Origin of the sequence: Nocardia sp. NPDC046763, from assembly GCF_040645495.1 — a bacterium.
GTDB lineage: Bacteria > Actinomycetota > Actinomycetes > Mycobacteriales > Mycobacteriaceae > Nocardia.
In genome coordinates this window covers 180,658-207,278 of record NZ_JBEYYI010000003.1, presented here as the reverse complement: position 1 = coordinate 207,278, position 26,621 = coordinate 180,658, and the positions used below count along the sequence as shown (strand labels likewise).

Here is a 26,621-nt window from a genome sequence, read left to right as displayed (position 1 = left end):
TACAAAGGTTACGAACCGGGTACATTTCCAGATGGGACTGATGATCGAGTCATAGTCTGAGAAACCCTGCCCCACACCCTCTCGAAGGGATGGAAGAATGCGGAAAGCGATTCGCTCTCTGTTCGTCGCAAGCTTCGTCGCCGCGGCGGCCGCGTTCGGAACCGGAGCCGCGGGTGCGGCCGACGTAACGCCCAATCTCCCAGCCGTCCAAGCCATTACGCCGGCCTCAGGCCAGGTGGTGGGCATCGCGGCCCCCGTAACCGTCCAGTTCGCCGCCGCGGTCACCGATCGCGCCGCCGCCGAACGCACCGTCGACGTCCGCGCGCAGGACTCCCTCGCCGGCCACTTCACCTGGATCGACGACCGGCAGCTGATGTGGCAACCGGCGAACTTCCTGCCCACCCGCTCGCCGATCACGGTCCTCGCCGGGCGCCAGCACACCGAATTCCAGACCAATGGCGGTACCACCGCGGACGCTGACATGTCGGCGCACACGTTCACGGTCTGGGTGGACGGCGTCGCCCGCACCATGCCCGCCTCGATGGGCAAGCCGGGGCGCGAAACTCCGGTCGGAACCTTCCCGGTGCTGTCCCGTGAGCGCTCGGTCACCTTCGACTCCCGGACCATCGGCATCCCGCTGAGCGATCCGGAGGGCTACCTGATCACCGGCGAGTTCGCCGAGCGCCTGACCTGGGGTGGCGTCTACGTCCACTCCGCACCCTGGTCCGTGGATTCCCAGGGCAACTCGAACGTCAGCCACGGCTGCATCAACCTCGCCCCCGCCGACGCCGAGTGGTACTTCGACAACGTCTCCGTCGGCGACCCCGTCACCACGCACTGGTGAGTCCAAGAACACCGGTCAGCACAAGATCAGGGAGCTCTCAGCCGGGAATCCGCCGATTCCCCGCGCTGAGAGCTCCCTGATTCTCTGTTGTCAGCGTCCGTTCTCGGCGGCCTGGACCACGTGGCGCATGAGGAGTGCGGTGGTGACCGGGCCGACGCCGCCGGGGACGGGGCTCAGGGCGGCGGCCTTGCCGGTGACCGAGGCCGCGTTCACGTCGCCGGTGATGTTGCCGTTCTCGTCCTCGTTCGTGCCGACATCGATGACGACCGCGCCCTCGCGGACGTGGTCGGCGGTGATGAGGCCCGCGCGGCCGACCGCGGCGACGACGACGTCCGCGGCCGAGGTCACCGCGGGCAGGTCCGTCGTGCGGGAGTGGGCGATGGTGACGGTCGCGTTCTCGGCGAGCAGCAGTTGAAGCAGGGGCTTGCCGACCACATTCGAGCGGCCGACGACCGCGACATGCCGACCGGCGAGCGGGATCTCGTGGAACTTGGCCAGTTCCACGACCGCCTCGGAGGTGGCGGGCGGGAAGCCCGGTAGGCCCGCGGCGAGCAGGCCCAGTGACAGCGGGCTGACGCCGTCCACATCCTTCTCGGCGGCGATGGCGGAGCTGACGTCGTCGAGGCCGACGCCCTTGGGCAGCGGGGTCTGCAGCATGATGGCGTCCACCGACGGGTCCTGCGACAGCTCGGTGAGCTTGGCGCGGATCTCCTCGGCGGTGGCGTCGACACCGAGATCGACGTTCTCGCAAGCGATTCCATTGCGCTCGGCGGCACGGTTGAGGGACTTCACGTACCAGGCGCTGGCCGGGTCGTCGTTCGGGATCACGAGGGCCAGGCGGGGGGCGGCGCCCTGCTCGGTGAGGGCGGCGGCGCGCTGCTTGGTGTCGGCATTGATGGCGGCGGCGAGTTCCTTGCCGATGAGCGAAGTCGTATCCACGGGTGCACAGCTTATCCCGAGTCCCGCTCGCGCCATCCCCGCGCACACCGGCGGCCGGGCGGGCGATGTGTTCCGGGGACGGTAGGTAATGCGGCACGCTCCGCGCGCACTCGCACTATGACTTCGCGCAAAACCCTGAAATCAGTCCGGCAAATACACGACAACCGCGGTGGTCAGTCGTATCGTGTCCCCATTCGGTATCTGGACAATAGCCAGCTAATTCCATGGACAGCAGGCAACAGCAATGCGTGACACCCCCGAAAGGTCGACAGCAGTGCAGATCGCCAAGCGTTTTTCCACCCTGCTCGCGGCGGCGGTCGCCGCCCTCACCATCCTCGGCAGCGGCGCGGCGCACGCGGACCCCGCGGCACTGTACAACTCCGCACAGGACAATTTCGCCGCCGGCAACGAGGCGGCCGGGCTGGCCGACCTGCGCCGATTGCTCAGTGAAACACCGGATGACGCGCAGGCGCTGGCGCTGCAGGCGATCTGGTCGGACTACACCGGCGACATCATCACCCGCGAGGTGGCGCTGAACCGCCTCAACGGCGTCGACGGCCGGCTCGCGGACGGCACCCGGAATCTGTTCCGGGCCATCGGCGCCGCAGTGGGCACGCTACCCAATCCGATTCCGGCCATCGCGGGACCGCAGACCGGCATCGCGGTGCTCGGCTACGGCCTGCTCCCCGACGGGTCCATGCGGCCCGAGCTGGTGAACCGGATGCAGGCAGCCTGGCTGCAGGCGATTGCCTCACCCATGTCGCCGATCCTGGTGACCGGCGGCAATCCGCAGAACGGGATCACCGAGGCGGCGGCCATGCAGGGCTGGCTGATCGCGCACGGCATTCCAGCCAGCCGCATCCTGGCCGACCACCGCGCCGAATCGACCGTGCAGAACGCGCTCTTCGGCGTGCAGATGCTCGAGGACGCGGGCGCGACCAGCGCCATTGTGGTGACCTCCCCCAACCACATTCGCCGCGCGGTGGCCGACTTCATCGTCGCCGGAATCCCGGTCATCGGCGCGACCACCTCCCTCGAGCAGTTCGTCTCGCAGCTGCCACCGCCCGCGCACAGCAGCCAGCGCGGCATCTACCTCGACGCCATCCGCACCCTGCGGCTCCCCGCCGAACGCTGATCCCCCGCGCCCGGACCCCCCGCTCGAACCGGGCGGCAGTCCGGGTGTGCACAATGACGCGGTGACTCCTTCCGCCACCGAAACGCTGGTCGTGCGGCTCCGCGCGGCCGGGTGTGTGTTCGCGGAGGACGAGGCCGCGCTCCTGCTCGATGCGGCCACCGACGCCCGCCACCTGGAATCGCTTGTCACGCAGCGCATTGCCGGGTTCCCGCTGGAACATCTGCTGGGGTGGGCGGAGTTTCGCGGCCTTCGGGTGGCGGTCGCACCTGGCGTCTTCGTCCCACGTCAGCGCACGAGCTTTCTGGTCGAACAGGCCATCGCCCTGGGTCGTAGCATGATCCGGCCGCCCGACTCCGCTGATATCGCGCACGACAGCATCACCACTGCTGCCAACACCACCATCGCTGCTGCTGCCGGTGCCGGTGCGCATCAGCCCGTCCGGCCACAAGCCTTGGCCGACCGGGCCGAGACCGCCGTCGCTCATGCGGACTCGATGCTGGTCGCGCTCGATATATGTTGCGGCTGCGGGGCTCTGGGCTTGGCATTCGCGAAAGAAATGGCGGATGAGGGTATTCGGGTCGAATTGACTGCGACGGATATCGAACCGGCGGCGGTGGCCTGCGCGCGGGAGAATCTCGGCGTGGTGGGGGCGCGGGTCGCGGCGGGCGATCTGTTCGATGCCGTGCCGGCGGATCTGCGCGGGCGCGTGGACATTCTGCTGGCGAATACGCCTTACGTGCCGTCGCAGGACATTGCGTGGATGCCGCCCGAGGCGCGCGATCACGAGCCTCGGCGGGCGCTCGACGGCGGCGTGGACGGGTTGGACCTGCTGCGGCGGATTGCCGCCGTAGCCGGCGAATGGCTCTGTGCCGGTGGGCATCTGCTGGTGGAGGAGAGCGAGGAGCAGGCTCCGGTCGCCGCCGGGATCATGCGGGAGTACGGACTGGCGGCGCGGATCGTGGAGTGTGAGGACATGGGGGCGACCGTGGTGATCGGCACGCGCACATGAGTATTCGCGGGGTCTTGTTCGACGTCGACGACACGCTCATCGACTATTCCGCGACGGTGCGGATCGGATTCCTCCGACACCTCGCGGCCGAACGGCTCTTGGATCGCGTCGAGTCACCGGAGGCGGCGTTGGCGCTGTGGCGGGCGCTCGAGGAGGAAGAGTACCTGCGGTTCCTGACCGGTGAACTCACCTTCAAGGGACAGCAGCGGGTGCGGACCGAGCGATTTCTCGCGCACCTGGGCGTGACGGCCGACGATCCGGTCGCGTGGTTCGCGCGCTATGCGGCACACCGGGATTCCGCGTGGGCGGCGTTCCCCGATGCCGCGCCGGTACTGGAGCGGTTCGACGGGCAGAGGGCGCTCGGCGTGGTATCGAACGCCTCCCAGCCGTACCAGACCGGGAAGCTGCGCACGGTCGGGCTGCTGCACCACTTCGGGGACGCCATCCTGTGCTCGGACGAATTCGGTGCGGCCAAGCCCGATCCGGCGATCTTCCGCGCGGGATGCGAGATGCTCGGGCTGCCGCCGGAGCAGGTGGCGTACGTCGGCGATCGATACGATTGGGACGCGCTGGGCGCCAGAAATGCCGGACTGCGAGCCTATTGGCTGGTCCGCAGCGGACCGGCGGTCGCCCCGGACGACGGGATCACGGTCATTCACTCACTGGCGGAACTGGATTCGCCGACCAGGTGAATTCCTCGCTCGGTGTCGCTGTCTCGCATCGCTCGGTGTCGCTGTCTCGCATCGCTCGGTGTCGCTGTGCCGCCTTGCTCGGTGTCGCTGTGCCGCCTTGCTCAGTGTCGCTGTGCCGCCTTCCGGGCCGCACCCAGCGCGCGGCGCATGCGGAGCAGGTACACCGGAGTCGGTGGGATCCAGCCGAGTTGGGCGGCCTGGCCGAGATCGTCGCGGTTGGCCCAATGTTCGATGATCTTGCCGTCGGCGATGCGGATCCAGTGCGACTGGGTGACGGCGAACCTCTTGCCGAGCGACGGCATGGCCTGCACCGGTTGGGCGTCGGGACCGTAGACGATGAACGTCCCGATCTGGCGGCCGTGCATCGTGGTGTGCAGGGCCACCAGGTCGCCATCGACGACCACCTCGTGGATGTCCCAGCGCAGATCGGTGTAGGCGGAGCGGAGCCACTCGGCGGACGCGTAGTAGGCGACCGGGCCGGTGCCGCGCGCCGCCGGAGGCTCGGCCGAGCCCTCACGGTTGGTCGCCTCCGGGTGGATGATCGCCTCGAAATCGGCGAGCTCACCGCCGGCCATCAGCTCGATCGAGTGGATGGCGAGTTTCCTGGCGTCTTCACCGGTGCCGGCCATGGTCCCCTCCGATTGTCGACACGACCTCCGCCCCCACAGTCTGCGCGATCACCGCGGGGGCCGCAGCGGTTCCCCTGGCTCAGCCCGCCTCGAGCGACTTCCGGATCTCGGCCTGGATCTCGAGCTGCGCCCGGGCCGCGGTCAGGCCCGCGTTCACGTCGGCGGCTGTGCGCTGGGTGGCGGCCGAAACATACTGTGCCACCGCCGCTTCGATGGATTCCACCGCCGTGGTCGCGGTCGACAGCTGGTCGCCGCGGGCGGCGGCGGGCAGGGCGGCCATGGCGACCAGGCGGTCGTCCCAGGCCAGGGCGGCCTGCTCGAGTTCGGCGCGCAGCACGATGGTGGCGCCGTCGTCGAGGGCATCGGCCGTGTGCAGGGCCGTCATGGCGTCGCGCAGGCGGCGGTGCAGGCGTGGCTCCGGGTCGTGCGAGCCCGCCCAGGAGGCGGGGGCGCGGGTGGGGGCGCCGGGGACGACCTGGTTGGCGGCCGCGATCGCGGTCTTCTGGCGGGAGGACACCAGCATCACAGCACCCACGGCGGCCGCGATCAGGACCAGCACAATCAGCACGGCAATCAGCATGGTCGGCTCACTTTCGTCGGTCGGTCAGCGATGGGTGGTGGGGTGCGGCGGGGCGACGGTCGAGTGGCTCGGTCCGGTCGGATGCGCCGGGGTGTGATGGCCGTGCACCTTGCCGTACACCAGGATCACCGTGACGATGATCGCGAGCGCCGCCAGGATCGCGGCGATGATCTTGACCTTGCTCCACGGGCGGTCGCCGGACACCTGGCCGGTGAGGCCGTTGATGTACACCTGGTAGGTCTTGTCCATGTAGACGACCGTCAGCAGCCAGATCGGCAGCAGCAGATGCTTGTACGCCAGCCAGTTCCAGTTCGTGTTCAGCTGGTGGATGCGCTGATGGTCACCGCCGATATCGCCGCGCACGGTGGATTCGATCGCCGACTCAATCCGCTGCTGCGCTTCCGGGAACGATTGCTCCGCATCATTGTCGTAGGTGCGGCACAGGTGCCCGGCCACGAATTCCGGTGAATAGGCGCGCGCCTGCTCCACCGGCCACGGCTCCAGCGCCCGAATCCGGTTGCGGTTCATATTGTCGTTGGCCAGCACCGGCAGATCCGCGAATTCATTGGCGACCTCACCCGCCACCGGATACCACCGGGTCCGGGTCTCATAGATCGGATCGCCGTCCGAATCCGTCCCGACCCGCACCCGATAGTCGTCGCCGCGCTCACCCTGATACCAGCTCTGGGTATCAGCGTCATAGGTGAAATACGCGGTATACAGGCTGGAGAACGCCCCGATCCGTCGGTACTTCCGGAAGTTCGACGGCGCGAACCACCGCCCCGACACCCACTTCTCGACCAGCTCCCGAGCCTGCTTCTCCCCCACCAGGAACGGCACCACACCGTCCACCGGCAACCGGGCCGGCGCATTGTGCACATCATCCCGCTGAATGGGCGTGGCGCAGTACGGGCACCGAGTAGCGGTGAGACTCCCGTTGAACCCGGTTGTCCCACCACAGTTCTGGCACTTCACCTCCCACTCCCCCGTCACCTGCGGCCCCGCCGCATGCGCCTGCAACTCCCGCAACGCCGCAATCGCAGGCCCCAGCTCCCGAGCCTGAACCGCCGCAACCGGCGCCGTCACCGGAGACCGGTTCCCGCAACTGGGACACAACAGATCCTGCCCCACCGGATCGAACACCAACTGCGCCCCACACGAAGAACACGGATACGTCCGAGTCAACTCCGTCTGATGCAACATCGCCCGATCCGGCGCCACCGGCCCCGGCTGCGCCCCATGACTTTCCGCCTCGACCGGCGCCATCCCCCCGGCGCCCGGCACGATCACCGGCGCGACGATCACCTGCGGCGGCATAACACCGGCGGGCGCCGGCAGCGGCTGCCCCGGACCGTACCCACCCGGCAGCGGGGGCGGCCCCGCCGTTACTCCGGCGCCCGGAAGTGGCGGCGGCGCGAACGGCGCTGCCACCTGCCGGCCGCCCGCGCCACCGGGCAGCGGCGGCGGCCCAGCAGGCGCGGGCGCCGCGGTTCCCGGCAACGGCGGAGGAGTCCCTGGGCGCGGAAGCGGCGGCGGCGCAACGGCTCCCGGCCCGGCACCAGTGACCGGCGGCGGGCCGAAGTGCTGTGGCGGGGCGGATTGCGGCATGGGCGGGACTCCACCCTGCCCGCCGCCAGCAGGGGGAAATTGAGGCGGCACAGGCGATCCTGCGCCGGGACCACCCGGGAGCGGCGGTCGCGCGGGAGGGAGGCCGCCTCGGCCCTGATCGTGGGCCGGTCGCGGCGGTGTCCATGGCTGGGGGTCGGCCGGGTCCCTGGCCGGGAGTGGCGGCGGGCCGGACGGGCGTGGGGGCTGCTGGTTGTCGTTCATGTGGGCTCACTCGGTACGGCGGACTCGGGTCGCGCCATGGGGTGGAAGGACTTTGGGGACGCACCCGGGGCTCGAGCACGGGTGCGGGGCAGCCCGGACGGAAATGCCTTCCGGGTGTGCAGCGGGCGGATAGGCGGTAGCCGGGCGACGACGGCCGCGATGCGGCGGCTACGACCGATGGACTGTCGTGGGCACCGGAGCTCGGAGCAGCGGAATGAGCTGCGGGAGCTCGGTTCCCACCATCGGGCACTCGTCGCGGCGCGCCCGCGCGAACCGGGCCAGGACACCGCCCGGGCGGGCGCGGCCGATGCCATCGGCCGAAGGTGCCGCTACTGCGGGGGCAGGGGCGGCGGGGTGCCCGGGAGCGGGGGCGGCGTGGCGAAGAGGGGCTGGAGGGCGGGGACGGAGTTGGCCGGTTGCCAGCCCGGCATGCCCTCGGTCCAGACGTTGGTGTCGCGGGTCAGCTGACCGGACGAGACGTATTGGCGTAGTTGCTCGATGGGGAAGGGGCCCGCGGCCTGGCCGGCGTTGTCGAAGTGGAACTGCTGCTGGCCGGGGAGCGGCGGCGGGGCCGCCTGCTGGGGGGCGGCGGGCTGGGCATAGCCGCCCTGCTGGGGCTGGGCGTAGCCGGGTTGCTGGGGCTGGGCGATGCTGCCCTGCATGGCGCCGGCCATCTGGCCGCCGAGGACCACGCCCATGCCGGCCTGCATGGCGGCTCCCATTCCGCCGCCGGGGTTCTGGGCGGCGGCGAGCATGGCGTCGGCGGCCTGCATCTGCTGGTAGCGATTGAGGTCGACATTGTTCATGAAGCCGCCGGCTTCGACGCCGCGCGCCACGCCGCGGGTCATGGCCTGCTGGATTTCCTCCGGCAGGGAGATCGTCATGGTGACGCCCTCGACCCCGATGCCGAAGCCGGACAGACGCTGGCCGACGAATTCGCGCAGCTTGTCGGACAGTTCGACCTGGCGGCCCTGCAGATCGATGGCGCCCAGGCCGCTGGCCAGCACCATGTCGGAGAAGGCCAGGGCGACATTGGCACGCAGCTGCTCGCTGAGCACGTCGGCGTCGACCTCGGCATTGGTGCCGATCATCTGGCGCAGGAACACCTCGATGTCGGTGACGCGGACGTTCGCGGTGCCGTTGGCGCGGATCTGCACCATGCGGAAGTCGGGGTCGCGCACGGTGACCGGTTGCGGTGTGCCCCAGCGCATGTCGGTGACGGCGCGGGTGTTCACGTAGTACACCTCGGACCGGAACGGCGAGTTGAAGCCGTGCCGCCAGGCCTGCAGGGTGGACATGATCGGCATGTTCTCGGTGGTCAGCTGGTAGTGGCCGGGACCGAACTTGTCGGCCAACTGCCCGCGGTAGACGAAGACCGCCTGCTGCCCCTCCCGGACGATCAGTTCCGCGCCGTTCTTGATCTCGTTCTCGTAGCGGGGAAACCGCCACGCCAGCGTGGTACGAGTGTCATCCAACCATTCGATGACGTCGACGAATTCGCCGCGGATCATGTCGAACAGGCCCATTGAGTTCTCTTTCCTCCCTCGGGCGCTGCGCCCGACCCCGGCCGAGTATGGCACAGGGTCGCCGGCGCGCGCGGTCACCGTCGTGTGGCTATCGAGCCAACCACAGGCAGTGTTAATCATTCATGAACGACCCTGGCCCGCGCGAGGTTTCCCGCGCGGGCCATATCAATCCGCTACTACGGCCAAGCCCCGATCAGACAGCGGGGTTGAAGTCCCCGTCCACCACACCGGCGGTGAAGGCGTCCCACTCGCCGGGTGCGAAGACGAGCGCTGGGCCGCTCGGGTTCTTGGAGTCGCGGATCCCGACCATGCCCGAATCGAGGAACGCGACTTCCACACATTGGGAACCGGTTTCGCTACGGCTGCTCTTGAACCAGCGCGCCCCGGACAGGTCACCGTTCACGATCGAACTCCCTTGCTACCTGGCGGACCAGGTCTCGCGTTCGCACTTCATCCAGCGTTTCGGCCCGAATGGCCTCGGCCAATTCACTGTATCGCTGGACGTCCTCGAGCCTCTCCACGTACAGATCGCTGGTCAGCCGACCCTCGACGTAGACGACCGGTGGCTCGACCCGGTTGTTCCTGGCGTCGGCGCCGAAGTCCAAGAGCACGAACGGGCCGTGTTGGAAACCCCAGGTGTACCCAGCCGCATACGGTTGAACCCGCAAGGTCACGTTCGGCCTGGTGCTCAGGTCGGCGAGATGCTTGAGCTGTGCGGCCATCACACGCTTGCCGCCGACGACCCGACGCAGCGCCGCTTCGTTCAGCAACACTTCGACCGCCAGCGGGTTGGCTTTGCGGGTCACGATCACCTGACGCTTCACCCGAATATCGATGCGCCGCTGGATGTCTTCATCGTTCTCGAAGCCCGGGAAGGCGTGGAACACCGCACGCGCGTAGTCAGAGGTTTGCAGCAATCCAGGTATCTGTTCCTGGTAGGTGACCAGACGGCGGGCGGAACGCTCCATGCCGACATACATGTTGAACGCATCACTGAAAAGGCCACCGAGGGAGAAGATCCCGTCCTCGTCCTTGGCCGTCGCCGCCCGAAACGCCAGACCGACCGCCTGTTCGGTCTCGTCGGCATCCACCTCGTAGAGCATGCACAACTCCCGCACGTCCTGCCGTCGCGGCTTGACCGTGCGACCGGCCTCGAGTCGTTGTAATGCGTTGAAGCTGAGCTGAACCTGGACCGCAGCTTGTTCGAGAGTCAGCCCGGTCGCCTGACGCCGTTCCCGCAGAAACCTACCCAGTTGCCGCCGCAACAGGGTCGGCGACACATCCTCTGCCATCGATGCTCCCCCTGAAAGTGAATACATCTGCCAACAGAATCTGAATGCTGCATCGCGATGGATCCGCATCCCGCCTTGGGATTTCAGACTACCTAATCTGAATATTCAGATTCCACGTTTTCAGAAACGTCCTCGGTGGTGTGCTTGGGCTCCAACGACGGCACACAGGTAGGTGGCAATGCCCAGCAATAATCCGTGGTCCGTGCAGGCGATCATCGACCGCATCGAACGAGAGAACCGTCAGACCGCCGACGAGCCCGCCGCGGTCGGCTATTCCGTTCGCGGGCTGTGGTCGTGCTACTCCGATCCCGGCAAACTGACTGCCGCACAAGCGCATATCGCGATGCAACTGCATCTCGAATGCGGAGTCGACACCTGCCTGGTGCGAGGGCGGGCGCGCACCGCCCTGGTCGCATCCGGGCGTATGATCCTCGATCCCCGTGCGGCGCGAACACCGCCGACCCGACGCAGATCCCTGTTCACTCTGCTACGCGCCGCGGTATTCGGCTACAGCACACTGCTTTTCGGTGGTCGCCATGCCCTGCGATGATCCAGACCTGATCGAGATCCAGGTCATCCAGGACGTCCTCGACACCATCGAAACCCGTCTGCGCGACCGTGAACGCCACGGCCGGCGCTTGACCGTCCCCCGCTCCCGCGTCTACGCAACCGTGCTGCACGCGGTCATCGTCAGCGCTCGCGAATCCCACCGCCTCCCCGCCACCCTCGACCGCGCCCCCATCCTCGACACCATCCTCGACGGCGCAGAACCCTCGAACCAAACTGCCGCCATCCAACCGATCGAGGACGTCATCGACCACCACACCGTGCCCGTGAACTGAGGCTCTGGACACATCGACGAGCGGCTTCGGCCATCTCTTTTCAAATGCGGCAGACGCGAACGAGCATCATCGGCAGTGCCGCGCACTGCCCTCGGTCGGTCATCCGCCCGAGATGCCGCCCGCCCGTAGATCTTCCGAGGGCCCGCGCTGGCCGCTTCGGCCAGCAGCATCACGGTGCATCGACTGCCGTGGTCGCCGACCATTGTGCGTCATGACCCCGAACACCGGCGGGACCTTCTCCGACGTCGATCCGGAGACGCGCCGCCCCGACCGGCCGGTACCGCCGATGGCCGGTACCGCCGCGATCGGGGCGGTGGTGCATCTGCTGGCTACCGCTGTCGAGGAGGGCCGGGACCTGTCCTCGATAAGCGGCATCTTGGCCGACAGCTCCTATCGTCTGCTGCCGGCCTGACGGGCCGGCCTCACTTCAGGTGCCGGGCGAAGAACCGGTTCCCTTCGTCCCCCGCGAACTGCGGGACGCCGGTGTGTCCGCCCATATTGGCGTGCAGGGTCTTCTCCTTGCTGCCGAAGGCATCGAACAGGTCCAGGGCCATCTGCCGGTCGTTGCCTTCGTCGTCCCACTGCAGCAGAACATGCAGCGGAATGGCGACCTGCCGGGCCTCCTCGAGTATGGCGCGGGGCACGAAACTACCGGCGAACAGAACGGCGGCCGCGATGCGCGGCTCGACCACCGCCAACCGGGTGCCGATGGAGATCACCCCTCCCGAATACCCGACCGGGCCGCCGATCTCGGGCAGCGCGAGGAGGGCGTCCAGGGTGGCCCGCCATTCCGGGACCGCCTTGTCGACCAGCGGGAGGATGAGCCGGTCGACAATCTCGTCGTCGACCGGCCCGCCGGCCGCCAGCGCCCGGTGCAGGTCGGTGAGGGCCTGATCGGCTGCGGCCGAACGGGGCCGGTCACCGCTCCAGGGGAGCTCGATGGTGGCCACGGCGTAGCCCTCCGCCACGGCGTGCCGGGCCCGGGCCAGCAGTCGCGGGTACGCCTTGCGCAGCCCGAGGGGAGGGGGGCTGACCAGGATCAGCGGCACCGGTGTGGATACGGATCCGGGCGTCCACAGGATGCCGGGGATCTCGCCGAGGGTGAATTCGCGCTTGAGGACGCTGCCGTCGTCGAGACGCTGTTCGGAAGTGAATTGCACGGTCGTGCCTTTCGGGAGTGCTTGTGAACGGCGCTCCCGGACGACCTATCGCCCGACCGTGACCCCGGAGGGGAGCACCCATGTCGATACTGCGTTCACGGGTACCACCTCCTCGTTCTCTTGCACGGCCTCCGGAAAGGTATCAGTGGTCGCCGTGGTCCGCCAAACAGGTTTTTGCCCGGACGAGACCGAAGCAAACAGCACGCTCATCGGCATGTGCACGCGTTCGGCCAGCGTCGGATCGCTCGCGGCCATAGATCTTCCGAGGTTCCGCGCCGGCCGGTTCGGTCGGCGCGGGGTTGCGGCTGCTCACCGCTGCCATGAGCGGACGATTGCGATCGATGGGCCTCGGCAGTCGCCGCGACTCAGTGGTGAAAGAGTCGAACTCCGGTGCGGGCGAGGGTGATTGGGGTTGAGATGTCAGGAGGCCGAGGCCGTGTAGGTGCGAAAGGATGTAGTTCGAGTGCGGTCGGGCAACTGAGCGTTCGCAGTCCAGCACGTTCAGCCGAGTGGTCAGAGGGCGAGCATGGCGGCGGCGACCTGGTCGGCTGCTGCGGTCCGCAGGGCGGTGCCCATGTCGTCGAGGATGAGCAATCGCGCTACGGGGATCTCGGCGGCGAGGACCTCGCCGTTGCCGACCGGGAAGAACGAATCGGCGCGACCGTGCACCACAAGCGCGGGCATGCCGAGCTCGCCGAGCCGCTCCCGCCATCGCGGGGCGCAGTCGATCCGGGAGAACACCATCGCGAGCTGGTTCGCCTGGTGCACCGCGGGATCGCTCGACGGCGTCCGGTCCCAGATGCGGGCCGCCCTCGCCCGCACCTCCTCCGGATCGTCGCCCCTCGGCTCGGCTCCCTCGGCAGCGAACGCCGCGACGGCATCCCGGTCGGTCCAGTCCGGCAGCGAGCGGGAGAACAGCGCGGCCATGACCGCGGGGTCGTGGTCCGGTAAGTCCTCGTCGGCCGGGCCCGGCGCTACCGGCCGGGTGCCGACGAGGGTCAGTGCGGAGCACGCTTCCGGGTGGTCCAGCGCGGCGACCTGAGCGACCATACCGCCGACGCCGACCCCACCGAGATGGGCGGTCCCGGCACCGAGGACCTCGACCAGCGCGGCCGCGTCCGTGGCGAGGTCTCGCAGGTCGTAACCCGGATTCTGCGGGTCGAGGGTCGTCGACGCGCCGGAGTCGCGCAGGTCGTAGCGGACCACGCGTCGCCCGCCCGACGCGAGCCGCTCGCACAGGGCGTCGGGCCACGACAACATTGTTGGGCCGCCGACCAGCAGGATCAGCGGATCGTCCTCGCGGCCGAAGCTCTCGATGCCGAGGTCCACACCGTTCGCCCGAACCAACGTCATGCCACTTCGAAACGGTCTCGTCATGCCCGCGCTCCTGTCTGTCGGTATATCCACAGGCATCGACGACGCATTCACCCGAAAGTCATCGGTGCAGCCGAAATCGTGTACACCACTGCGGACGCCCTGACATCGATGCGCGTCAGGCTGCGGTCCCCGTTTCCGCTGCCGGGCTCGCCCTACACTGCTCCCATGACGTATTCCGGGGTGGTAGAGGTCGGCGGTCCCGCCGATGTGCACGAGCTGACCGACCTGGTGATTTCAAAGGTTGCCGTCGGCCCCATGAACAACAACGCTTATCTGCTCCGTTGCCGCGCCACGGACGAACAGTTGCTGATCGATGCCGCGGCGGAGCCCAAGACACTGCTGACTTTGATCGGTGACTCCGGTATAGCCTCGGTCGTCACCACCCATCAACATGCCGATCATTGGGGTGCTCTCTCGGAGGTCGTCGATGTCACCGGTGCCCGTACCTATGCCGGGCGCTACGACGCCGAAGGCATTCCCGTGTCGACAGATGTCCCCGTCGAGGACGGTGACGTCATCAGGGTCGGGCGTGTGGAACTCACCGCACGTCACCTTGTCGGTCATACTCCCGGCAGTATTGCTCTCGTCTACGACGATCCCCATGGGCACCCGCACGTGTTCACCGGTGACTGCCTCTTCCCCGGGGGCGTCGGCAACACCCACAACGACCCCCGAGCGTTCGCCAGCCTTATCGACGACGTCGAGACCAAACTGTTCGGTCAACTTCCCGACGAAACCTGGGTCTATCCGGGGCACGGCAATGACACAACTCTCGGCGCGGAGCGCCCTCACCTTGCGGAGTGGCGACAGCGCGGCTGGTAACGAACCACCCTGCGTGGCGTCCGCGTGGTGCACAGTTTCGACACAACTCGGCGCAGCCCCCATCCGGGCGAAGACACCCTGAATCGGCAGTAGCGTGTTCGTCCGACCTCAGATGCATACGGCCCGCTGATCTACCAAGGCGCCGCGTCGGCGGGTCCGGTTCCAGTAGCCACGGCACCACAGCGGTCCGCACGCCAACCGGGTCAGGATTGCCATGCAACATCATGGTTGTCGGCTGCCTTGCCGCCACCAGCGGCGAAACGTGGTCGCGGTGTACCAGGGCGGTGGTGAGGGCCTCGGATATCGACGCCATGGGATTGCTTCCCGGTGTTCGCGGTCGGCGCGGTGGCACGCGTGTACGGCCGTGCCGCATCCACCGAATAGCTGGATGTCCGCTCGTCATGGGCGATAGGCTGGGCACCGTCGAAAGGTGAGTTGATCATGTCCGGTGCTCACAGCCATACCGAGAGGATTGCGCGCGGCTGATGATCGACGACGCCGCGAACCGTACCCGCCGTGACGTGAGCATGACGGTAGCGGAGGAGTTGCGTGCGGTCGGCTTCGAGGACGCCGAAGAGATCGGTTGCGGCGGTTTCGGTGCGGTTTACCGCTGTCGGCAGGTGGAGTTGAATCGCACGGTTGCGGTGAAGGTCCTGACCGGGGAACTGGACGAGGAGAACCGGGCGCGGTTCGTGCGGGAGCAGCGGGCGATGGGCCGGCTGACCGGGCATCCCAATATCGCCACCGTGCTGGAGGCCGGTGTCACCAGCGGCGGACGGCCCTATCTGGTCATGCCGTATTACCCGTCGGACTCGCTGGATGCGCGGATCCGGCGGCACGGTCCGCTTCCGGTGGCCGACGTGCTGCGGATCGGGGCCGGAATCGCCGGGGCGCTCGAGAGCGCGCATCGGCTGGGCATCGTGCATCGCGATGTGAAGCCGGGCAATATTCTGTTCACCGATTACGGTGAACCTGCCCTCACCGACTTCGGAATCGCGCGCATCCCCGGCGGGTTCGAAACGGCTGCCGACATTGTGACGGCATCGCCGGCGTTCACCGCGCCGGAGGTGCTCGAGGGCCACACTCCGACTCCCGCCGCCGATGTCTACGGGCTCGGTGCCACCTTGTTCTGTGCGCTGACCGGGCATGCCGCCTACGAGCGGCGCAGCGGCGAGCAACTGGTGGCCCAGTTTGTGCGGATCAGCCAGGGGCCGGTGTCGGACCTGCGCGATAGCGGCTTCCCCGCCGAGGTGTGCACCGTCGTGGAATCGGCGATGCACCGCGATCCCGAGCAGCGGCCCTCCGCAGCGGAACTCGGCGAGGCCATCCGGCAGGTGCAGCAACGCTGCGGCTACCCAGCTGGCGAGATGGCCCCCCGCAGCGACCCCGCCGCCGGCGGCGACCACGAGCCGCAGAACCGTCCGCCGACCTCGTCACGAACCATGGGACGCAGCGGCAACCTGCTGCCCGAGTTGACCAGCTTCGTCAACAGGCGTGCCGAGCTGACCGAGCTCAAGCATCTGCTGACCGTGTCGAGGCTGGTGACGCTGGCCGGGATGGGCGGCGTGGGCAAGACCCGACTGGCGATGCGGGCGGCCTCGGCTGTCCGACGCGATTTCGCCGATGGGGTGTGGGCGATCGATCTGGCCGACGTGCGTGATCCGTCGCTGGTGGCTCCCATCGTCGCTGCCGCGCTGGGCGTGCGGGCCGATTCGGCCCGGCCGGTCGACGACACGCTGGTCGAGTTTCTGCGATCCCGTGAAACCCTGCTCGTCGTGGACAACTGCGAGCAGGTTGCCAAGTCGATGGCAAGCCTGGCCGAGACGTTGTTGTCGGCGTGTCCGGGGTTGCGGATCCTGGTCACCAGCCGCGAGCCGCTGGATATCGGCGGAGAAGCGGTGCGGCGGCTGTCGCCGCTGAGCATTCCTGCCGCCGGCCGCGAGCCGACGCTGCGAGAGCTGCGCAAATACGATGCGGTGATGCTGTTCGCCGATCGCGCCGCAGCAGTCGTGCCCGGCTTCGCGCTGACCGAGGAGAACATGGCCGCGGTGGCCGGGATCTGTTCCCGGCTGGACGGGTTGCCACTGGCGATAGAACTCGCGGCGGCCCGGATGCGCACTATGTCGCCGGACCAGATTCTGCAGCGGCTCACCGACCGGTTCGCGCTGCTCACCCGGGGCCACCGCACCGCGCCGACACGGCAGCAAGCCCTGCGATGGTGCGTCGACTGGAGCTATCAGCTGTGCACCCCGGCCGAGCAGCGGCTGTGGGCCCGGTTGTCGGTGTTCGCCGGCGGTTTCGAACTCGACGCCGTCGAGGCCGTATGCGGTGCCGATACCGAGGCGGCAGAGCTGCTCGATGTGCTGTCCTGGCTGGTGGACAAATCGGTTGTGATCAGGGAAGAACCCGCGGGTGCGGTCCGCTTCCGGATGCTCGACACCGTACGGGACTACGGGCAGGACAAGCTGCGGGAGGCCGGTGCGGACGAGGATCTGCGGCGTCGGCACCGGGACTGGTACCGACAGCTGGTGCTCGATGCCGAGGCCGACTGGATCAGCGACCGGCAACTCGACTGGATGTCCCGGCTCGACCGCGAGCAGGGGAACATCCGTGCAGTACTCGAATTCTGCATGTCCGACCCGACCGAGCAGTCAGCCGAAGCGGCGCTGCGCATCAGCGCGGCCTCCTTCGTATTCTGGAGTTTCCGTGGCTTGTTCGGTGAAGGCCGCCGCTGGCTCGACCGCGCCCTGGCCCATCCCTGCGCACGTTCGACAACCGACCGGATCCGGGCGCTGCACGCCAGCATCTTCATGGCCACGCGGCAATGGGACCTCCAGACGTCAGCCGCCCTGCTCGCGCAGGGGCGTGTGCTCGCGGAGCGCGATCCCACGCCCATGAATCAGGCGCTGATCGCCTATGCGGAGGGCGATCTGGCTCTCTATCTCGAGGAGCCTGCGCGCGCGGTGTCGTGTATCAACCGAGCCATCGAGGTGCTGAGCTCCGACCCGCGAGGATGTCTGCACGTTGCGGCGTTGCTGTTGCTCGGTGTGGCGCACGCGCAGCAGGGCGACATCGGACGGGCAGCCGAATGCCATCAGCGGATCCTGTCCATCACCGAAGCGTGCGGCGAGTTGTTGTTCCGGTCGACCGCTCTGGGGATGACCGGGATCGCGGCGTGGCAGCAGGGTGAGAGCTCCCGCGCACAGGATGTACTGCGGGAATCGCTACGGCTCAACCAGCGCATGCGCAGCCTGATCGTCGCGGCGCTCGATCTCGAAGTGCTGGCGTGGATCGCGGCCGGCACCGACGCCCAACGAGCCGCCGTGCTGATGGGCGCTGCGGCAAACATGATGCAGACCTCCCCCGGCGCGGCGATCTACTTCCCGCAGATGGTCGAGGCCCACCTCGACTGCGAGCGTATTGTGCGTCGCGCGCTCGGTGAAGCGCGCTTCGATGCGGCGTGGCGACGCGGCCAGGCAATGAGAGTCAACGCCGCGGTCGCCTACGCGCTGAACGAAGAACAACCGGCCGGCACACCACCCGTCAGCGGGACGACATTGACCAAACGTGAACGCCAGGTGGCGGACCTGGTCGCCGAAGGGCTCACCAACAAACAGATTGCATCCCGGCTGGTGATCTCCCAGCGCACCGCTGATGCCCACGTCGAGCACATCCTGTCCAAGCTCGGGTTCACCTCTCGCGCCCAGATCGCAGCGTGGATCGTGGACGCGACCCGGCACGAGAGCTGATCGCGTGCCCGCTGCTGAGGCGCACCGGGTTCAACAGACCAACAAGACGCGCTGCATTCGGCAGCTGCGCGTGGGAATCGATCTCGCCGACCGCAAGCAGATGATCGTGGTCTGCGATCGTGATTCGAAGGTGCTGGCCCACAAGACTTTCCGTTGTCGAGCGTAGACATGGGCGCTGCGTCGCGCATCCCGGCAGACGAACGTCCGTAAGCCCGTTGATCTTCCGTGCCCCCGCGCTGTCCGCCGACCGCGATCCGGACGCGCGGGTGTCCGAAAGTCGCAAGGGCAGCCCACTGCCGCTCGGCGAGTTTCGCTGGGCCTTCGATCGGGCTGCCAAGGTGGCTGACGTGGGCGGCGTTGCGCCGCATGGACTCCGGCACACCCCGCCCTCGTGCACAAGACCGCGACCCTGACGCTCGACCTGTATGCGCACCTCTTCGTCGTGGTGCCGATGCTGTAGATGCGATGACAGTCCGCAAACGATCGCACTAGATCACTAGGTTGCTAGCATGCTAGCATCGCCCTGTGGGCGAGAAGAATGTCAAACAGTTCAACGTGTATCTGCCGGTCGAGCTGATCAAGCAGGTCAAGTTCCGCTCGATCGACACGGGCCTGTCGCTGTCGGCTCTGGTCGAAGAGGCCTTGCGGGCATACCTCGCTGAAGACACCGGACGCTGAAGACCTGACCTTCGGTCGCATCGACACCGGGATTGGAAACCTGTGACTGCACAACGCAATCCGTGGCCGGCGCTGGGCGCGCTGATCATCGGATTCTTCATGATCCTGCTGGACTCGACCATCGTCTCGGTGGCCAACCCGATCATCATGCGGGACCTGCACGCCGATATCACCCAGGTCATCTGGGTGACCAGCGCCTACCTGCTCACCTACGCGGTGCCCCTGCTGGTGACCGGGAGACTCGGAGATCGCCTGGGCCCCAAGAAGATCTATCTGACCGGTCTGGCGGTGTTCACCGCGGCTTCGCTGTGGTGCGCGAGGTCCGGCAGCATCGAGATGCTCATCGCGGCCCGCGCCGTGCAGGGTCTCGGTGCGTCCATGATGACGCCGCAGACCATGGCCGTCATCACCCGCACCTTTCCGCCGGACCGGCGTGGCGCCGCCATGGGGCTGTGGGGTGCGGTGGCCGGCCTGGCCATGCTGGTCGGCCCGATCCTGGGCGGGGTGCTGGTCGGCCAGTTGGGGTGGAGCTGGATCTTCTACATCAACGTGCCGATCGGGGTCGTCGCCTTCGCGCTGGCGTGGCGGCTGGTACCCACGCTGGAAACGCATCCGCATCGGTTCGACCGGGTCGGCGTCGCACTGTCGGCGGCAGGCATGTTCCTGCTGGTGTTCGGCCTTCAGGAAGGCAACGGCCGGCACTGGAACGGCACGACCTGGGCCATGATCGCTGCGGGACTGGCGATTTCGGCGCTGTTCGTGAGAAGTCAGGCGCGCACGGCCGACGAACCGTTGGTGCCGTTGCGGTTGTTCCGTGATCGCAACTTCGCGCTGTCGAATGTCGCGGTCACGGCCATGGGCGTGGCGGTCACTTCGATGATGACCCCGTGGTACTTCTACCTCCAGGCGGTGCGCGACTTGTCGCCGATGCGGTCGGCGCTGGTCTTGGCCCCGATGGCCATCGTCACCGCGGTCACCGGACCGCTGATCGGCAAGGTCTCCGATCGGGTGCCGCCGCGGGTCGTGCCCACCGTCGGTTTCGCGCTGTTCGCCGCGTCGGTTTTCGGAATCGCCGCCGCGATGCGGCCGAGCTCGCCGATCGCGGTGTTCCTGGTGGCGGGTGTGGTTGCCGGGCTGGCGAATTCCTGCATCTGGGCGTCACTGGCCTCGGTCGCCACCCGCAATCTGCCGATGCACCAGGCCGGGGCCGGCGCCGGTGTGTACAACACCACCCGCCAACTGGGCTCGGTACTGGGCAGCGCGGCCGTCGCCGCGCTGATTTCCGCCCGCATGGCCGCCGCCGGACTTGGCGATGGGGCCCTGTCCACCGGTGTCGCCGGACACCTGCCGCCCGCGGTGCTGGACCGGTTCAGCACGGCCCTCGGTCAGGCGATGATCCTCCCGGCCGCCGCCTTGGTGGTCGGCGCGCTCGCCGCGGCGCTGTTCACCGGTTCGACGCCAACGCCCGGCGGCGCGGCGCCTACCGAACTCACCGTCCTGTCAGGCAATTCGAATGACCGCAACTGAAATATTCAGCACAGAAGGAGAAAAACCATGAGCACCAACGGTATCGAAATGATCTTCCTCGAGACCCACAACTGGGGCAAGGCGGCGAAGTTCTTCCAATCGCTGGGCTACGAACTGGAATTCGACACCGGGCACAACTCCGGCCAGCTCCGGAACACGACCGGCCCCGCCATCTTCATCGCGGAGGTGCCCGAAAGCAGGGAACCCGGGATGCAGTGCGTCCTCGGCGTACACAACCTGGACGAGCTGCGCGTCGACCCCGACATCGACGTGGTGTCCCCGGCCGACGACACCCACTACGGCACCCGGGAGATGATCATCCGCGATCCCGATGGACGGACCTGGACACTGTCGTCTCCGCTGAAGAACGACTAGGCGGAAGACCTCTTGGCCGGGACCTCGGGTCCATGACTTGCCACTGCCCGCCGAGATCAGGCCGGAGCCCTACGGGTGACGGCCCAGGCTCGCCCGGCCATCCGGTAATCGGTGCGTGCATTGCCGAAGGCCGTACGGCGCTCGGCCCGTTGGGCTTCCGACGCTGCGCGCCGGCCGGCCGGAACAGCGCGAGTAGCGCTATTCCCGCACGTTCGCACTGCGTGGCCCCAGGCTCTACCGGTGGGCTTCGGATCGACCGTCGGCGGCTGCCGTGAGTCGGCGGGCCAGGGCGCGCACGGCGTCGTTGAGTATGTCGGGGTGTTCGATGACGAACGGCCGATTCAGACCGGCCAGGACGGGGGGAATCCAGTCGAGCTGTTCGGCTCGGATTCGGACCCGGACCCACGGGTGGGCGTCAGCGGACGGTGAGTCGATCTCGTGCACGGTCGCGATCGTCGCGGGGAGCAGGGGGCCGACCTGGGCGCGGGTGCCCTGAACTCGGATCGATACCTCGTGCCGATAGGGCGCCGTGGCCAGTGCGGACAGCAGATGCGCGGTCGGCTCGAATCCGGCTGGCGGAGCGAACGTTCCGGGCAGTGTGGTCACCGCGGTGATGCGGTCGAGCCGGAACTGACGTAGTTCGTCGCTTTTGCTGTCCATCCCCGTCAGGTACCACCGGCCGGAGTGGGCGACGAGCCCGTATGGGTGTACGGTCCGCTCACTGCGGCGCCCATTCCGGTCGGTATAACCGATCGCGACCGGTCGGCGCTCGCCGGTGGCCTCGGCGAGCCGGAGGAGGACGGCGGTCTCGACGGCCACCTCCGAGCGGGCGTCGGCCGTGAATTCGGCGGTGTTCATCAGTGCGTCCAGACGGGCCGTCAGATGCGGAGGCAGGACGCGACGGAGTTTGGCCGTAGCGCTGTCGGCCGCGTGGGCGGCGGTTGTCGATCGGCCGACGCCGCGGCTGGTGAGGAGTCCGAGCAATACGGCCACCGCTTCGTCATCGGTCAGCATCAGCGGCGGCATTCGGTACCCCGGGGCGAGCCGGTATCCCCCGTAGCGGCCCCGCACCGATCGAACGGGGATATCCAGGTCGGTGAGATGGGTGACGTATCGCCTGACGGTGCGTTCATCGACGCCGAGCCGTCCGGCGAGTTCGCCGACGGTATGGGTGCCGCCGGTCTGCAACAGCTCGAGGAGGGCCAGCACTCGGGCGGTGGGGCGTGTCATCAGGAAATTCTCGCATCCATACCGGGCGGAAACTGTCCGGTATCGGATCTAACGTGGCCTGCGGGCGATGCAACCTCCGCCCCAGCCAACAACAGGGAGTACGCGATGAATCTCGTCTCGATCCGTCTGATCACAGGCCACATCCAACGGCTGGTCGGCTTCTATCAGCACCTCACCGGTGTCGAAGCTACCTGGGCGACACCGGATTTCGCCGAAATCGTCACACCGGCCGGCACCCTCGCGATCGGAAGCACCCGCACCGTCGCATTGTTCGCGGCCGACAGCGCGCGCCCAGCCGACAACCACACCGCGATCATCGAGTTCCTGGTCCCCGACGTCGATGCCCACTACCGGCGGTTGCGGGGAACAGTCGACGATTTCGTCAACGAGCCCACCACGATGCCGTGGGGGAATCGGTCATTGCTGATTCGCGACCCCGACGGCAACCTGATCAATCTCTTCACCCCGGTCACCGCGCAGGCCATCGCAAAATTTGCCCGCTGACATCCGCTCGTCGACATGTGCGTGCACAGCGGGGACCTGTGAGGCGCCCGCTGGCAGTGGCTGACAGCGCGATGCCAGCACCGCCGGACAGCATTCACGACCATGACGGAAATGACAGCGACGATGCGGGCCGCCTACGTACCGGCGGTCGATGCGAACTGGGAGGTGCGCGAACTGCCCAGGCCGGAACCGGGTCCCGGCGAGGTACTGATCCGGGTGCGGGCCAGCGGTATCTGCTACACCGACATCTGGTCCACCACCGGGGTGATCCCGACGGGCGTGCCCGGGGTCGTCGGGCACGAGACGGTCGGCGAGATCGTCGCGGTGGGCGAGGGCGTGCACTCGCGAGTGGTCGGCGACCGGGTCGCGACGACCTGGATTCTGCAGACGTGCGGCCGGTGTGAGTACTGTCGGCGCAACAAGCCGGTCACCGGGGTGGCCGGATTGAGCTGCGCCGCACCCAAAACCAGCGGGTTCAGCGTCCAGGGCGGGCATGCCGAGTATCTCGCCGCGCCCGAGGCTGCCACGGTGTTGTTGCCGCAGGGTTTGTCTTTCGAGCTGGCCGCCCCGGTCGCCTGCGCCGGCTACACCACGTGGAGTGCGTTGTGCGCGGGCAATCCGCAGCCGCACGAGCGGGTCGCCGTGCTGGGTATCGGTGGGCTCGGACACATGGCGGTGCAGTATGCGAAGGCGGCCGGGTTCGAGACGATCGCGATCACGCATTCACCGGACAAGCAGACACTGGCACGGAAACTGGGTGCGGACGACGTGGTTTCCAACGGCGAGGAACTGAAAGCGATGGGCGGCGCGGACGTCATCCTGATGACGGGCAACTCCAACCGCGCGGCCATGGACAGCATGCACGGGTTGCGACCGGAAGGGCGGATGGTGCTGGTCGGTCTGCCGCACGATACCGACTTCATCATTCCGCCGCCCGAGACCGGCATCAATTTCGTGGTCAACCGCAACCAGATCATCGGCGCGACCCACGGCGGCTTCGAATACCTCACCCAGGCACTCGAATTCGTCGCCACCGGCACGGTGACACCGATGGTCGAGACCTACCCGCTGGCGAACGCCGCCGACGCCTACGAACGCGTGGCCAGCGGCGCTGTGCGGTCCCGCGCCGTGATCACCTACTGAGATCGGCGGATTCGGTCAGCGCGCGATGCGCCATCACAGGATGTTCGGTCAGCGCCCAGGGACGGTCGTGCAGCCTGGCCGTCCCGCCGGATGTCGAGGCGTCCCGTTGGCCCTATTTCGAAGCGATCAACTCCAGCGCGATGTTGTCAGGGTCTCGGAACTCCAGGATGTAGCTGACGCCAATGTCCTTGATGTCCCCGCGCACTACACCGCAGGCATCGAGGTGTGCGGCGGCGGCCTCCAGGGCGGCCAGGGACCCGACCGAGAACGCGAGATGGTCGAGCCCGACGCGGTTCTCGTCGAAGCGATCGGTACCGGCGGGACGCAACCCGAGCAATCCGTGCTCCATGCGGTAGATCACTCCGCCGTAGAGGAAACTGAGCCGCTGCCGTGTTTCAGCATCGGCGTCGGCCGGAATCTCCAGCGCCACAGGCCATCCGAAAACCCTCTCGTAGAAGGACCGTGATCGCTCGATGTCGCAGACCGTGAGGCGGATATGAGCGATGGATTCCACTGAGATCGACATGGCACCGATGCTTACACATCGCTGTCCTACCCGCTGGTTCGATCGCCACTGAGCCCGCAAGCAGTAACGGACGTTCGGTACCGCACCAGGTTCCGGCCACCGGCACACTCGCTATGGCCGCTTCGGCCAGTACGAGTGTGCGGCAGGCATGAGAACCTCACTCGCCATGGATATAGAGTCGGCATTCTGGGTATGCGGATATTTCTGAGCTGGCATTGGTCAGTGGCTGGCGGGGAACAGCCATTGCAGGGAATCGAGGCTTTTGTCGAGGTATGTGGTGTGCCCGGTGCGGAGTGCGTAGGCGAGGTCTTCGAAAACGCTGCAGCGGGCGTAGAACTGGGCGCGGGCGTGGATTTCTTCGCTCTGCGGGATGCGGGTTCGGTAGGTGTCGACCGCGATGTCCAGGGCGGTGGATCCGAGGTCGCGGTAAAGGAGTCCGAAGTCGTAGGCGGGGTCTACCAACGCTGCGTCGCTCCAGTCGATGATGCCCGTGACGCGGGCAACACGAGGATCGAAGAGGATGTGTTCGATACCCAGGTCATTGTGGGAGAACACGGTGTGACCGCACTCGGGCGGAGGTGGTGCGGCGAGGAAGGCTTCGGCCGCGCGACGGTGGCTCGCCGGTATGGCGGTGGTGAGATCGGCGTAGGTGTCCGCGGCCTCGGCCAGCCAGGCTTGCATTGGCTGAACGTCGATCTCGACGAGGTCACCGACCTGCTCCGGCATGGTGTGCAGTGCGGACAGTACCTCGCCCACGGTGGCGGCAATCGTTGCGGTGTGGGTGATCCTGAGGTCGGACGGCAGGTCGATGATCGGCCGACCGCCGAGTTTGGGGTAGGCCAGACATCCTGACTCGGGAGCGACGAAGACCAGTGTGGGGACCGGTACCGGAGATATCGTCGCGATCGCGGTGAGCAGCCGTGCTTCGCCGAGCACCAGTTCGGCGCGGCGATCCGAGTTGTCCTGCTTGCTGAATCGGAGGATCAATTCACCGTTGATCTCATAGGACGTATTGTCCTGTCCTTCGCCGAGAATTCTGAGTGAATCGATCCGGCAACCGGGAAGGTAGTGGCCGAGGAGGTCGGCCACGGTCTCTGTCTCAGGGAGTTGGGTGTCCATCGCACCATCTCATCGTTCGGCCGCGCCCACCGCGTCGGCGGCCACGAAATATCCTTTGCCGGAAGCGCACTCTCGAGCCGAGATCTGCATGCATGCACGATAGGGCGAGTCGAGCAAGGGCGTCACCCCGTCACAACGTCGGTCATGGTTTCGTCATTCCCGACCAGGGAACGGCACGGGGCCGGTGCCGCGGATTCTGCGGCACCGGCCCCGGCTGGATCGATTCGTTCACTTTGCGCCGATCCGGCTCGAATCGCTCTTGCGGCCGGTGAATTCGTCCATGGAGTGGTAGACGCCCACCGTGTTGAGGTAGAAGTCGCGGACCTTGAGCGGTAGCAGCCCGGAGATGGCGCGGTTGAGGCGGGAGGTCCAGGGTAGGACGACCAGGGCGGAGCCCTTCTTCATCTCGGTCCAGGAGGTGTCGACGACTTCCTCCTGGTCCAGGATCGGAGTGAACCAGAAGCCCTTGGCGCCGTCGAACATTCCGGTGTTGATGTAGGTCGGGCAGACCGTGGTGAACTTCACGTGCTCGTTGCCGGACTGCTCGAGCTCCAGGCGTACCGAGTCCGACCAGCCCAGCGCCGCCCACTTGGAGGCCGCGTAGACGCTCATGCGGGGATTGGCCACCAACCCGGCGGAGGAGGCGATGTTCAGCACGCGGCCCTCGACGCCCTTGTTCGCCACCATGGCGGGCAGGAATTCGAGCGCGATGTACATGGGCGCAAGCGAATTGATCGCCATGGTCTTGTCGATGTCGGCACGATTGCCGGTCTCCCAGAAGTACCCGTTGCCGCGCACGATGCCCGCATTGTTGACCAGCACGTCGATTCCGCCGACCTCGGCGCGCACGGCCGCGCCCGCCTCGGCGATGGCGTCGCGGTCGGACACGTCCACCACATAGTGGTGAATCCGGCTGCCGCCCAGCGCCGCCAGCTCGGCCGCGGTCTCCTCGAGCGCCCGCTCGTTGACGTCCCACAGCACCACGTCGGCGGCCTGCTCGGCCACCGCGCGCTGCGCGAACGACTTGCCCAGGCCCATAGCCGCCCCGGTGACCAGGATCTTCTTGCCCGCTACGGTCTTCATACCCCGCTGT

The 26,621-nt window shown here is 67.4% G+C and carries 28 protein-coding genes; 15 read left to right on the top strand and 13 right to left on the bottom strand.

Going from position 1 to position 26,621, the window contains the following annotated elements; genetic code table 11:
• Window positions 1-97: 97 nt before the first annotated feature.
• A complete protein-coding gene (locus ABZ909_RS06040; RefSeq protein ID WP_356996514.1) occupies window positions 98-844 on the top strand; it encodes a L,D-transpeptidase in 747 nt (248 codons plus the stop codon).
• Between the two features lie 90 nt (window positions 845-934).
• Here the strand turns inward: ABZ909_RS06040 and ABZ909_RS06035 are convergent, their stop codons facing one another.
• Window positions 935-1,783, bottom strand: a complete 849-nt coding sequence (locus ABZ909_RS06035; protein WP_356996513.1) for a bifunctional 5,10-methylenetetrahydrofolate dehydrogenase/5,10-methenyltetrahydrofolate cyclohydrolase — start codon at window positions 1,781-1,783, stop codon at window positions 935-937.
• A gap of 274 nt (window positions 1,784-2,057) precedes the next feature.
• Between ABZ909_RS06035 and ABZ909_RS06030 the strand changes: the two genes are divergently transcribed.
• The 3 genes from ABZ909_RS06030 to ABZ909_RS06020 all read left to right on the top strand — a co-directional run bounded on the left by ABZ909_RS06030 (window position 2,058) and on the right by ABZ909_RS06020 (window position 4,619).
• Entirely contained in the window at window positions 2,058-2,918 is an 861-nt protein-coding gene (locus ABZ909_RS06030) for a YdcF family protein (RefSeq protein ID WP_356996512.1), read from the top strand.
• A 61-nt stretch (window positions 2,919-2,979) separates the two neighbouring features.
• Entirely contained in the window at window positions 2,980-3,927 is a 948-nt protein-coding gene (locus ABZ909_RS06025; protein ID WP_356996511.1) for a methyltransferase, read from the top strand.
• On the top strand, window positions 3,924-4,619 hold the full coding sequence (locus ABZ909_RS06020) for an HAD family hydrolase (RefSeq protein ID WP_356996510.1): 696 nt from the start codon (window positions 3,924-3,926) through the stop codon (window positions 4,617-4,619). The genes ABZ909_RS06025 and ABZ909_RS06020 overlap by 4 nt, the downstream gene beginning before the upstream one ends.
• 101 nt (window positions 4,620-4,720) lie before the next feature.
• Here ABZ909_RS06020 and ABZ909_RS06015 read toward each other — a convergent pair whose 3' ends face one another.
• The 6 genes from ABZ909_RS06015 to ABZ909_RS05990 all read right to left on the bottom strand — a co-directional run bounded on the left by ABZ909_RS06015 (window position 4,721) and on the right by ABZ909_RS05990 (window position 10,476).
• Window positions 4,721-5,248, bottom strand: coding sequence for an ester cyclase (locus ABZ909_RS06015; protein ID WP_356996509.1), 528 nt, complete (start codon window positions 5,246-5,248; stop codon window positions 4,721-4,723).
• A 79-nt stretch (window positions 5,249-5,327) separates the two neighbouring features.
• On the bottom strand, window positions 5,328-5,828 hold the full coding sequence (locus ABZ909_RS06010; protein WP_356996508.1) for a hypothetical protein: 501 nt from the start codon (window positions 5,826-5,828) through the stop codon (window positions 5,328-5,330).
• A gap of 24 nt (window positions 5,829-5,852) precedes the next feature.
• The gene (locus tag ABZ909_RS06005; RefSeq protein WP_356996507.1) at window positions 5,853-6,914 is read right to left on the bottom strand and encodes a hypothetical protein; all 1,062 of its coding nucleotides are present in this window, start codon (window positions 6,912-6,914) and stop codon (window positions 5,853-5,855) included.
• Window positions 6,915-7,987: 1,073 nt separating this feature from the next.
• Window positions 7,988-9,184 (bottom strand): SPFH domain-containing protein, encoded by a 1,197-nt coding sequence (locus ABZ909_RS06000; protein ID WP_356996506.1) that lies wholly within the window; start codon window positions 9,182-9,184, stop codon window positions 7,988-7,990.
• A gap of 193 nt (window positions 9,185-9,377) precedes the next feature.
• Window positions 9,378-9,587, bottom strand: coding sequence for a DUF397 domain-containing protein (locus ABZ909_RS05995; protein ID WP_356996505.1), 210 nt, complete (start codon window positions 9,585-9,587; stop codon window positions 9,378-9,380).
• Window positions 9,577-10,476 (bottom strand): helix-turn-helix transcriptional regulator, encoded by a 900-nt coding sequence (locus tag ABZ909_RS05990; RefSeq protein ID WP_356996504.1) that lies wholly within the window; start codon window positions 10,474-10,476, stop codon window positions 9,577-9,579. The genes ABZ909_RS05995 and ABZ909_RS05990 overlap by 11 nt, the downstream gene beginning before the upstream one ends.
• 178 nt (window positions 10,477-10,654) lie before the next feature.
• On the opposite strand from ABZ909_RS05990, the gene ABZ909_RS05985 reads away from it, so the two are divergent.
• From ABZ909_RS05985 to ABZ909_RS05975, 3 genes are all read left to right on the top strand, one after another.
• The gene (locus ABZ909_RS05985; RefSeq protein ID WP_356996503.1) at window positions 10,655-11,026 is read left to right on the top strand and encodes a hypothetical protein; all 372 of its coding nucleotides are present in this window, start codon (window positions 10,655-10,657) and stop codon (window positions 11,024-11,026) included.
• Window positions 11,004-11,318, top strand: coding sequence for a hypothetical protein (locus ABZ909_RS05980; protein ID WP_356996502.1), 315 nt, complete (start codon window positions 11,004-11,006; stop codon window positions 11,316-11,318). Before ABZ909_RS05985 ends, ABZ909_RS05980 begins: the two co-directional genes overlap by 23 nt.
• 211 nt (window positions 11,319-11,529) lie before the next feature.
• On the top strand, window positions 11,530-11,730 hold the full coding sequence (locus ABZ909_RS05975; RefSeq protein WP_356996501.1) for a hypothetical protein: 201 nt from the start codon (window positions 11,530-11,532) through the stop codon (window positions 11,728-11,730).
• A gap of 10 nt (window positions 11,731-11,740) precedes the next feature.
• Here ABZ909_RS05975 and ABZ909_RS05970 read toward each other — a convergent pair whose 3' ends face one another.
• Window positions 11,741-12,478: an alpha/beta hydrolase gene (locus ABZ909_RS05970; RefSeq protein ID WP_356996500.1), complete on the bottom strand. Its 738-nt coding sequence runs from the start codon at window positions 12,476-12,478 to the stop codon at window positions 11,741-11,743.
• Between the two features lie 513 nt (window positions 12,479-12,991).
• Window positions 12,992-13,855 (bottom strand): alpha/beta hydrolase, encoded by an 864-nt coding sequence (locus ABZ909_RS05965; protein WP_356996499.1) that lies wholly within the window; start codon window positions 13,853-13,855, stop codon window positions 12,992-12,994.
• A 165-nt stretch (window positions 13,856-14,020) separates the two neighbouring features.
• Here ABZ909_RS05965 and ABZ909_RS05960 point away from each other — a divergent pair, with 165 nt between their 5' ends.
• The 6 genes from ABZ909_RS05960 to ABZ909_RS05935 all read left to right on the top strand — a co-directional run bounded on the left by ABZ909_RS05960 (window position 14,021) and on the right by ABZ909_RS05935 (window position 21,006).
• Window positions 14,021-14,677: an MBL fold metallo-hydrolase gene (locus ABZ909_RS05960; RefSeq protein WP_356996498.1), complete on the top strand. Its 657-nt coding sequence runs from the start codon at window positions 14,021-14,023 to the stop codon at window positions 14,675-14,677.
• Between the two features lie 485 nt (window positions 14,678-15,162).
• Complete coding sequence (locus ABZ909_RS05955; RefSeq protein ID WP_356996497.1) at window positions 15,163-18,426, top strand: protein kinase; 3,264 nt, start codon at window positions 15,163-15,165, stop codon at window positions 18,424-18,426.
• A 4-nt stretch (window positions 18,427-18,430) separates the two neighbouring features.
• A complete protein-coding gene (locus tag ABZ909_RS05950) occupies window positions 18,431-18,592 on the top strand; it encodes a hypothetical protein (protein ID WP_356996496.1) in 162 nt (53 codons plus the stop codon).
• 359 nt (window positions 18,593-18,951) lie between these two features.
• On the top strand, window positions 18,952-19,104 hold the full coding sequence (locus ABZ909_RS05945; protein WP_356996495.1) for a CopG family transcriptional regulator: 153 nt from the start codon (window positions 18,952-18,954) through the stop codon (window positions 19,102-19,104).
• 42 nt (window positions 19,105-19,146) lie between these two features.
• Window positions 19,147-20,631: a DHA2 family efflux MFS transporter permease subunit gene (locus ABZ909_RS05940; RefSeq protein ID WP_356996494.1), complete on the top strand. Its 1,485-nt coding sequence runs from the start codon at window positions 19,147-19,149 to the stop codon at window positions 20,629-20,631.
• Window positions 20,632-20,658: 27 nt separating this feature from the next.
• The gene (locus tag ABZ909_RS05935) at window positions 20,659-21,006 is read left to right on the top strand and encodes a VOC family protein (protein WP_356996493.1); all 348 of its coding nucleotides are present in this window, start codon (window positions 20,659-20,661) and stop codon (window positions 21,004-21,006) included.
• Window positions 21,007-21,240: 234 nt separating this feature from the next.
• On the opposite strand, the gene ABZ909_RS05930 is transcribed toward ABZ909_RS05935, so the two are convergent.
• Window positions 21,241-22,236: a YafY family protein gene (locus tag ABZ909_RS05930; RefSeq protein ID WP_356996492.1), complete on the bottom strand. Its 996-nt coding sequence runs from the start codon at window positions 22,234-22,236 to the stop codon at window positions 21,241-21,243.
• Between the two features lie 105 nt (window positions 22,237-22,341).
• Here ABZ909_RS05930 and ABZ909_RS05925 point away from each other — a divergent pair, with 105 nt between their 5' ends.
• Together ABZ909_RS05925 and ABZ909_RS05920 are read left to right on the top strand one after the other, a co-directional pair.
• Window positions 22,342-22,740 carry a VOC family protein gene (locus ABZ909_RS05925; protein ID WP_356996491.1) on the top strand — a complete coding sequence of 133 codons (399 nt, stop codon included), beginning with the start codon at window positions 22,342-22,344 and terminating at the stop codon, window positions 22,738-22,740.
• Between the two features lie 111 nt (window positions 22,741-22,851).
• Window positions 22,852-23,883 carry an alcohol dehydrogenase catalytic domain-containing protein gene (locus tag ABZ909_RS05920; RefSeq protein ID WP_356996490.1) on the top strand — a complete coding sequence of 344 codons (1,032 nt, stop codon included), beginning with the start codon at window positions 22,852-22,854 and terminating at the stop codon, window positions 23,881-23,883.
• A 112-nt stretch (window positions 23,884-23,995) separates the two neighbouring features.
• Here ABZ909_RS05920 and ABZ909_RS05915 read toward each other — a convergent pair whose 3' ends face one another.
• The 3 genes from ABZ909_RS05915 to ABZ909_RS05905 all read right to left on the bottom strand — a co-directional run bounded on the left by ABZ909_RS05915 (window position 23,996) and on the right by ABZ909_RS05905 (window position 26,611).
• Window positions 23,996-24,409, bottom strand: coding sequence for a VOC family protein (locus ABZ909_RS05915; protein WP_356996489.1), 414 nt, complete (start codon window positions 24,407-24,409; stop codon window positions 23,996-23,998).
• A 219-nt stretch (window positions 24,410-24,628) separates the two neighbouring features.
• Window positions 24,629-25,528, bottom strand: coding sequence for a phosphotransferase (locus ABZ909_RS05910; RefSeq protein ID WP_356996488.1), 900 nt, complete (start codon window positions 25,526-25,528; stop codon window positions 24,629-24,631).
• A 228-nt stretch (window positions 25,529-25,756) separates the two neighbouring features.
• Complete coding sequence (locus tag ABZ909_RS05905) at window positions 25,757-26,611, bottom strand: SDR family NAD(P)-dependent oxidoreductase (RefSeq protein WP_356996487.1); 855 nt, start codon at window positions 26,609-26,611, stop codon at window positions 25,757-25,759.
• Window positions 26,612-26,621 lie beyond the last annotated feature (10 nt).

Excerpts from the sequence above, each read along its gene's own strand:
- ABZ909_RS06040 (WP_356996514.1), top strand. The coding sequence starts at position 98 with ATGCGGAAAGCGATTCGCTCTCTGTTCGTCGCAAGCTTCGTCGCCGCG.
- ABZ909_RS06020 (WP_356996510.1), top strand. The coding sequence starts at position 3,924 with ATGAGTATTCGCGGGGTCTTGTTCGACGTCGACGACACGCTCATCGAC.
- ABZ909_RS06015 (WP_356996509.1), bottom strand. The coding sequence starts at position 5,248 with ATGGCCGGCACCGGTGAAGACGCCAGGAAACTCGCCATCCACTCGATC.
- ABZ909_RS06010 (WP_356996508.1), bottom strand. The coding sequence starts at position 5,828 with ATGCTGATTGCCGTGCTGATTGTGCTGGTCCTGATCGCGGCCGCCGTG.
- ABZ909_RS06000 (WP_356996506.1), bottom strand. The coding sequence starts at position 9,184 with ATGGGCCTGTTCGACATGATCCGCGGCGAATTCGTCGACGTCATCGAA.
- ABZ909_RS05990 (WP_356996504.1), bottom strand. The coding sequence starts at position 10,476 with ATGGCAGAGGATGTGTCGCCGACCCTGTTGCGGCGGCAACTGGGTAGG.
- ABZ909_RS05985 (WP_356996503.1), top strand. The coding sequence starts at position 10,655 with ATGCCCAGCAATAATCCGTGGTCCGTGCAGGCGATCATCGACCGCATC.
- ABZ909_RS05975 (WP_356996501.1), top strand. The coding sequence starts at position 11,530 with ATGACCCCGAACACCGGCGGGACCTTCTCCGACGTCGATCCGGAGACG.
- ABZ909_RS05965 (WP_356996499.1), bottom strand. The coding sequence starts at position 13,855 with ATGACGAGACCGTTTCGAAGTGGCATGACGTTGGTTCGGGCGAACGGT.
- ABZ909_RS05960 (WP_356996498.1), top strand. The coding sequence starts at position 14,021 with ATGACGTATTCCGGGGTGGTAGAGGTCGGCGGTCCCGCCGATGTGCAC.
- ABZ909_RS05955 (WP_356996497.1), top strand. The coding sequence starts at position 15,163 with ATGATCGACGACGCCGCGAACCGTACCCGCCGTGACGTGAGCATGACG.
- ABZ909_RS05935 (WP_356996493.1), top strand. The coding sequence starts at position 20,659 with ATGAGCACCAACGGTATCGAAATGATCTTCCTCGAGACCCACAACTGG.
- ABZ909_RS05930 (WP_356996492.1), bottom strand. The coding sequence starts at position 22,236 with ATGACACGCCCCACCGCCCGAGTGCTGGCCCTCCTCGAGCTGTTGCAG.
- ABZ909_RS05925 (WP_356996491.1), top strand. The coding sequence starts at position 22,342 with ATGAATCTCGTCTCGATCCGTCTGATCACAGGCCACATCCAACGGCTG.
- ABZ909_RS05920 (WP_356996490.1), top strand. The coding sequence starts at position 22,852 with ATGACAGCGACGATGCGGGCCGCCTACGTACCGGCGGTCGATGCGAAC.
- ABZ909_RS05915 (WP_356996489.1), bottom strand. The coding sequence starts at position 24,409 with ATGTCGATCTCAGTGGAATCCATCGCTCATATCCGCCTCACGGTCTGC.
- ABZ909_RS05910 (WP_356996488.1), bottom strand. The coding sequence starts at position 25,528 with ATGGACACCCAACTCCCTGAGACAGAGACCGTGGCCGACCTCCTCGGC.
- ABZ909_RS05905 (WP_356996487.1), bottom strand. The coding sequence starts at position 26,611 with ATGAAGACCGTAGCGGGCAAGAAGATCCTGGTCACCGGGGCGGCTATG.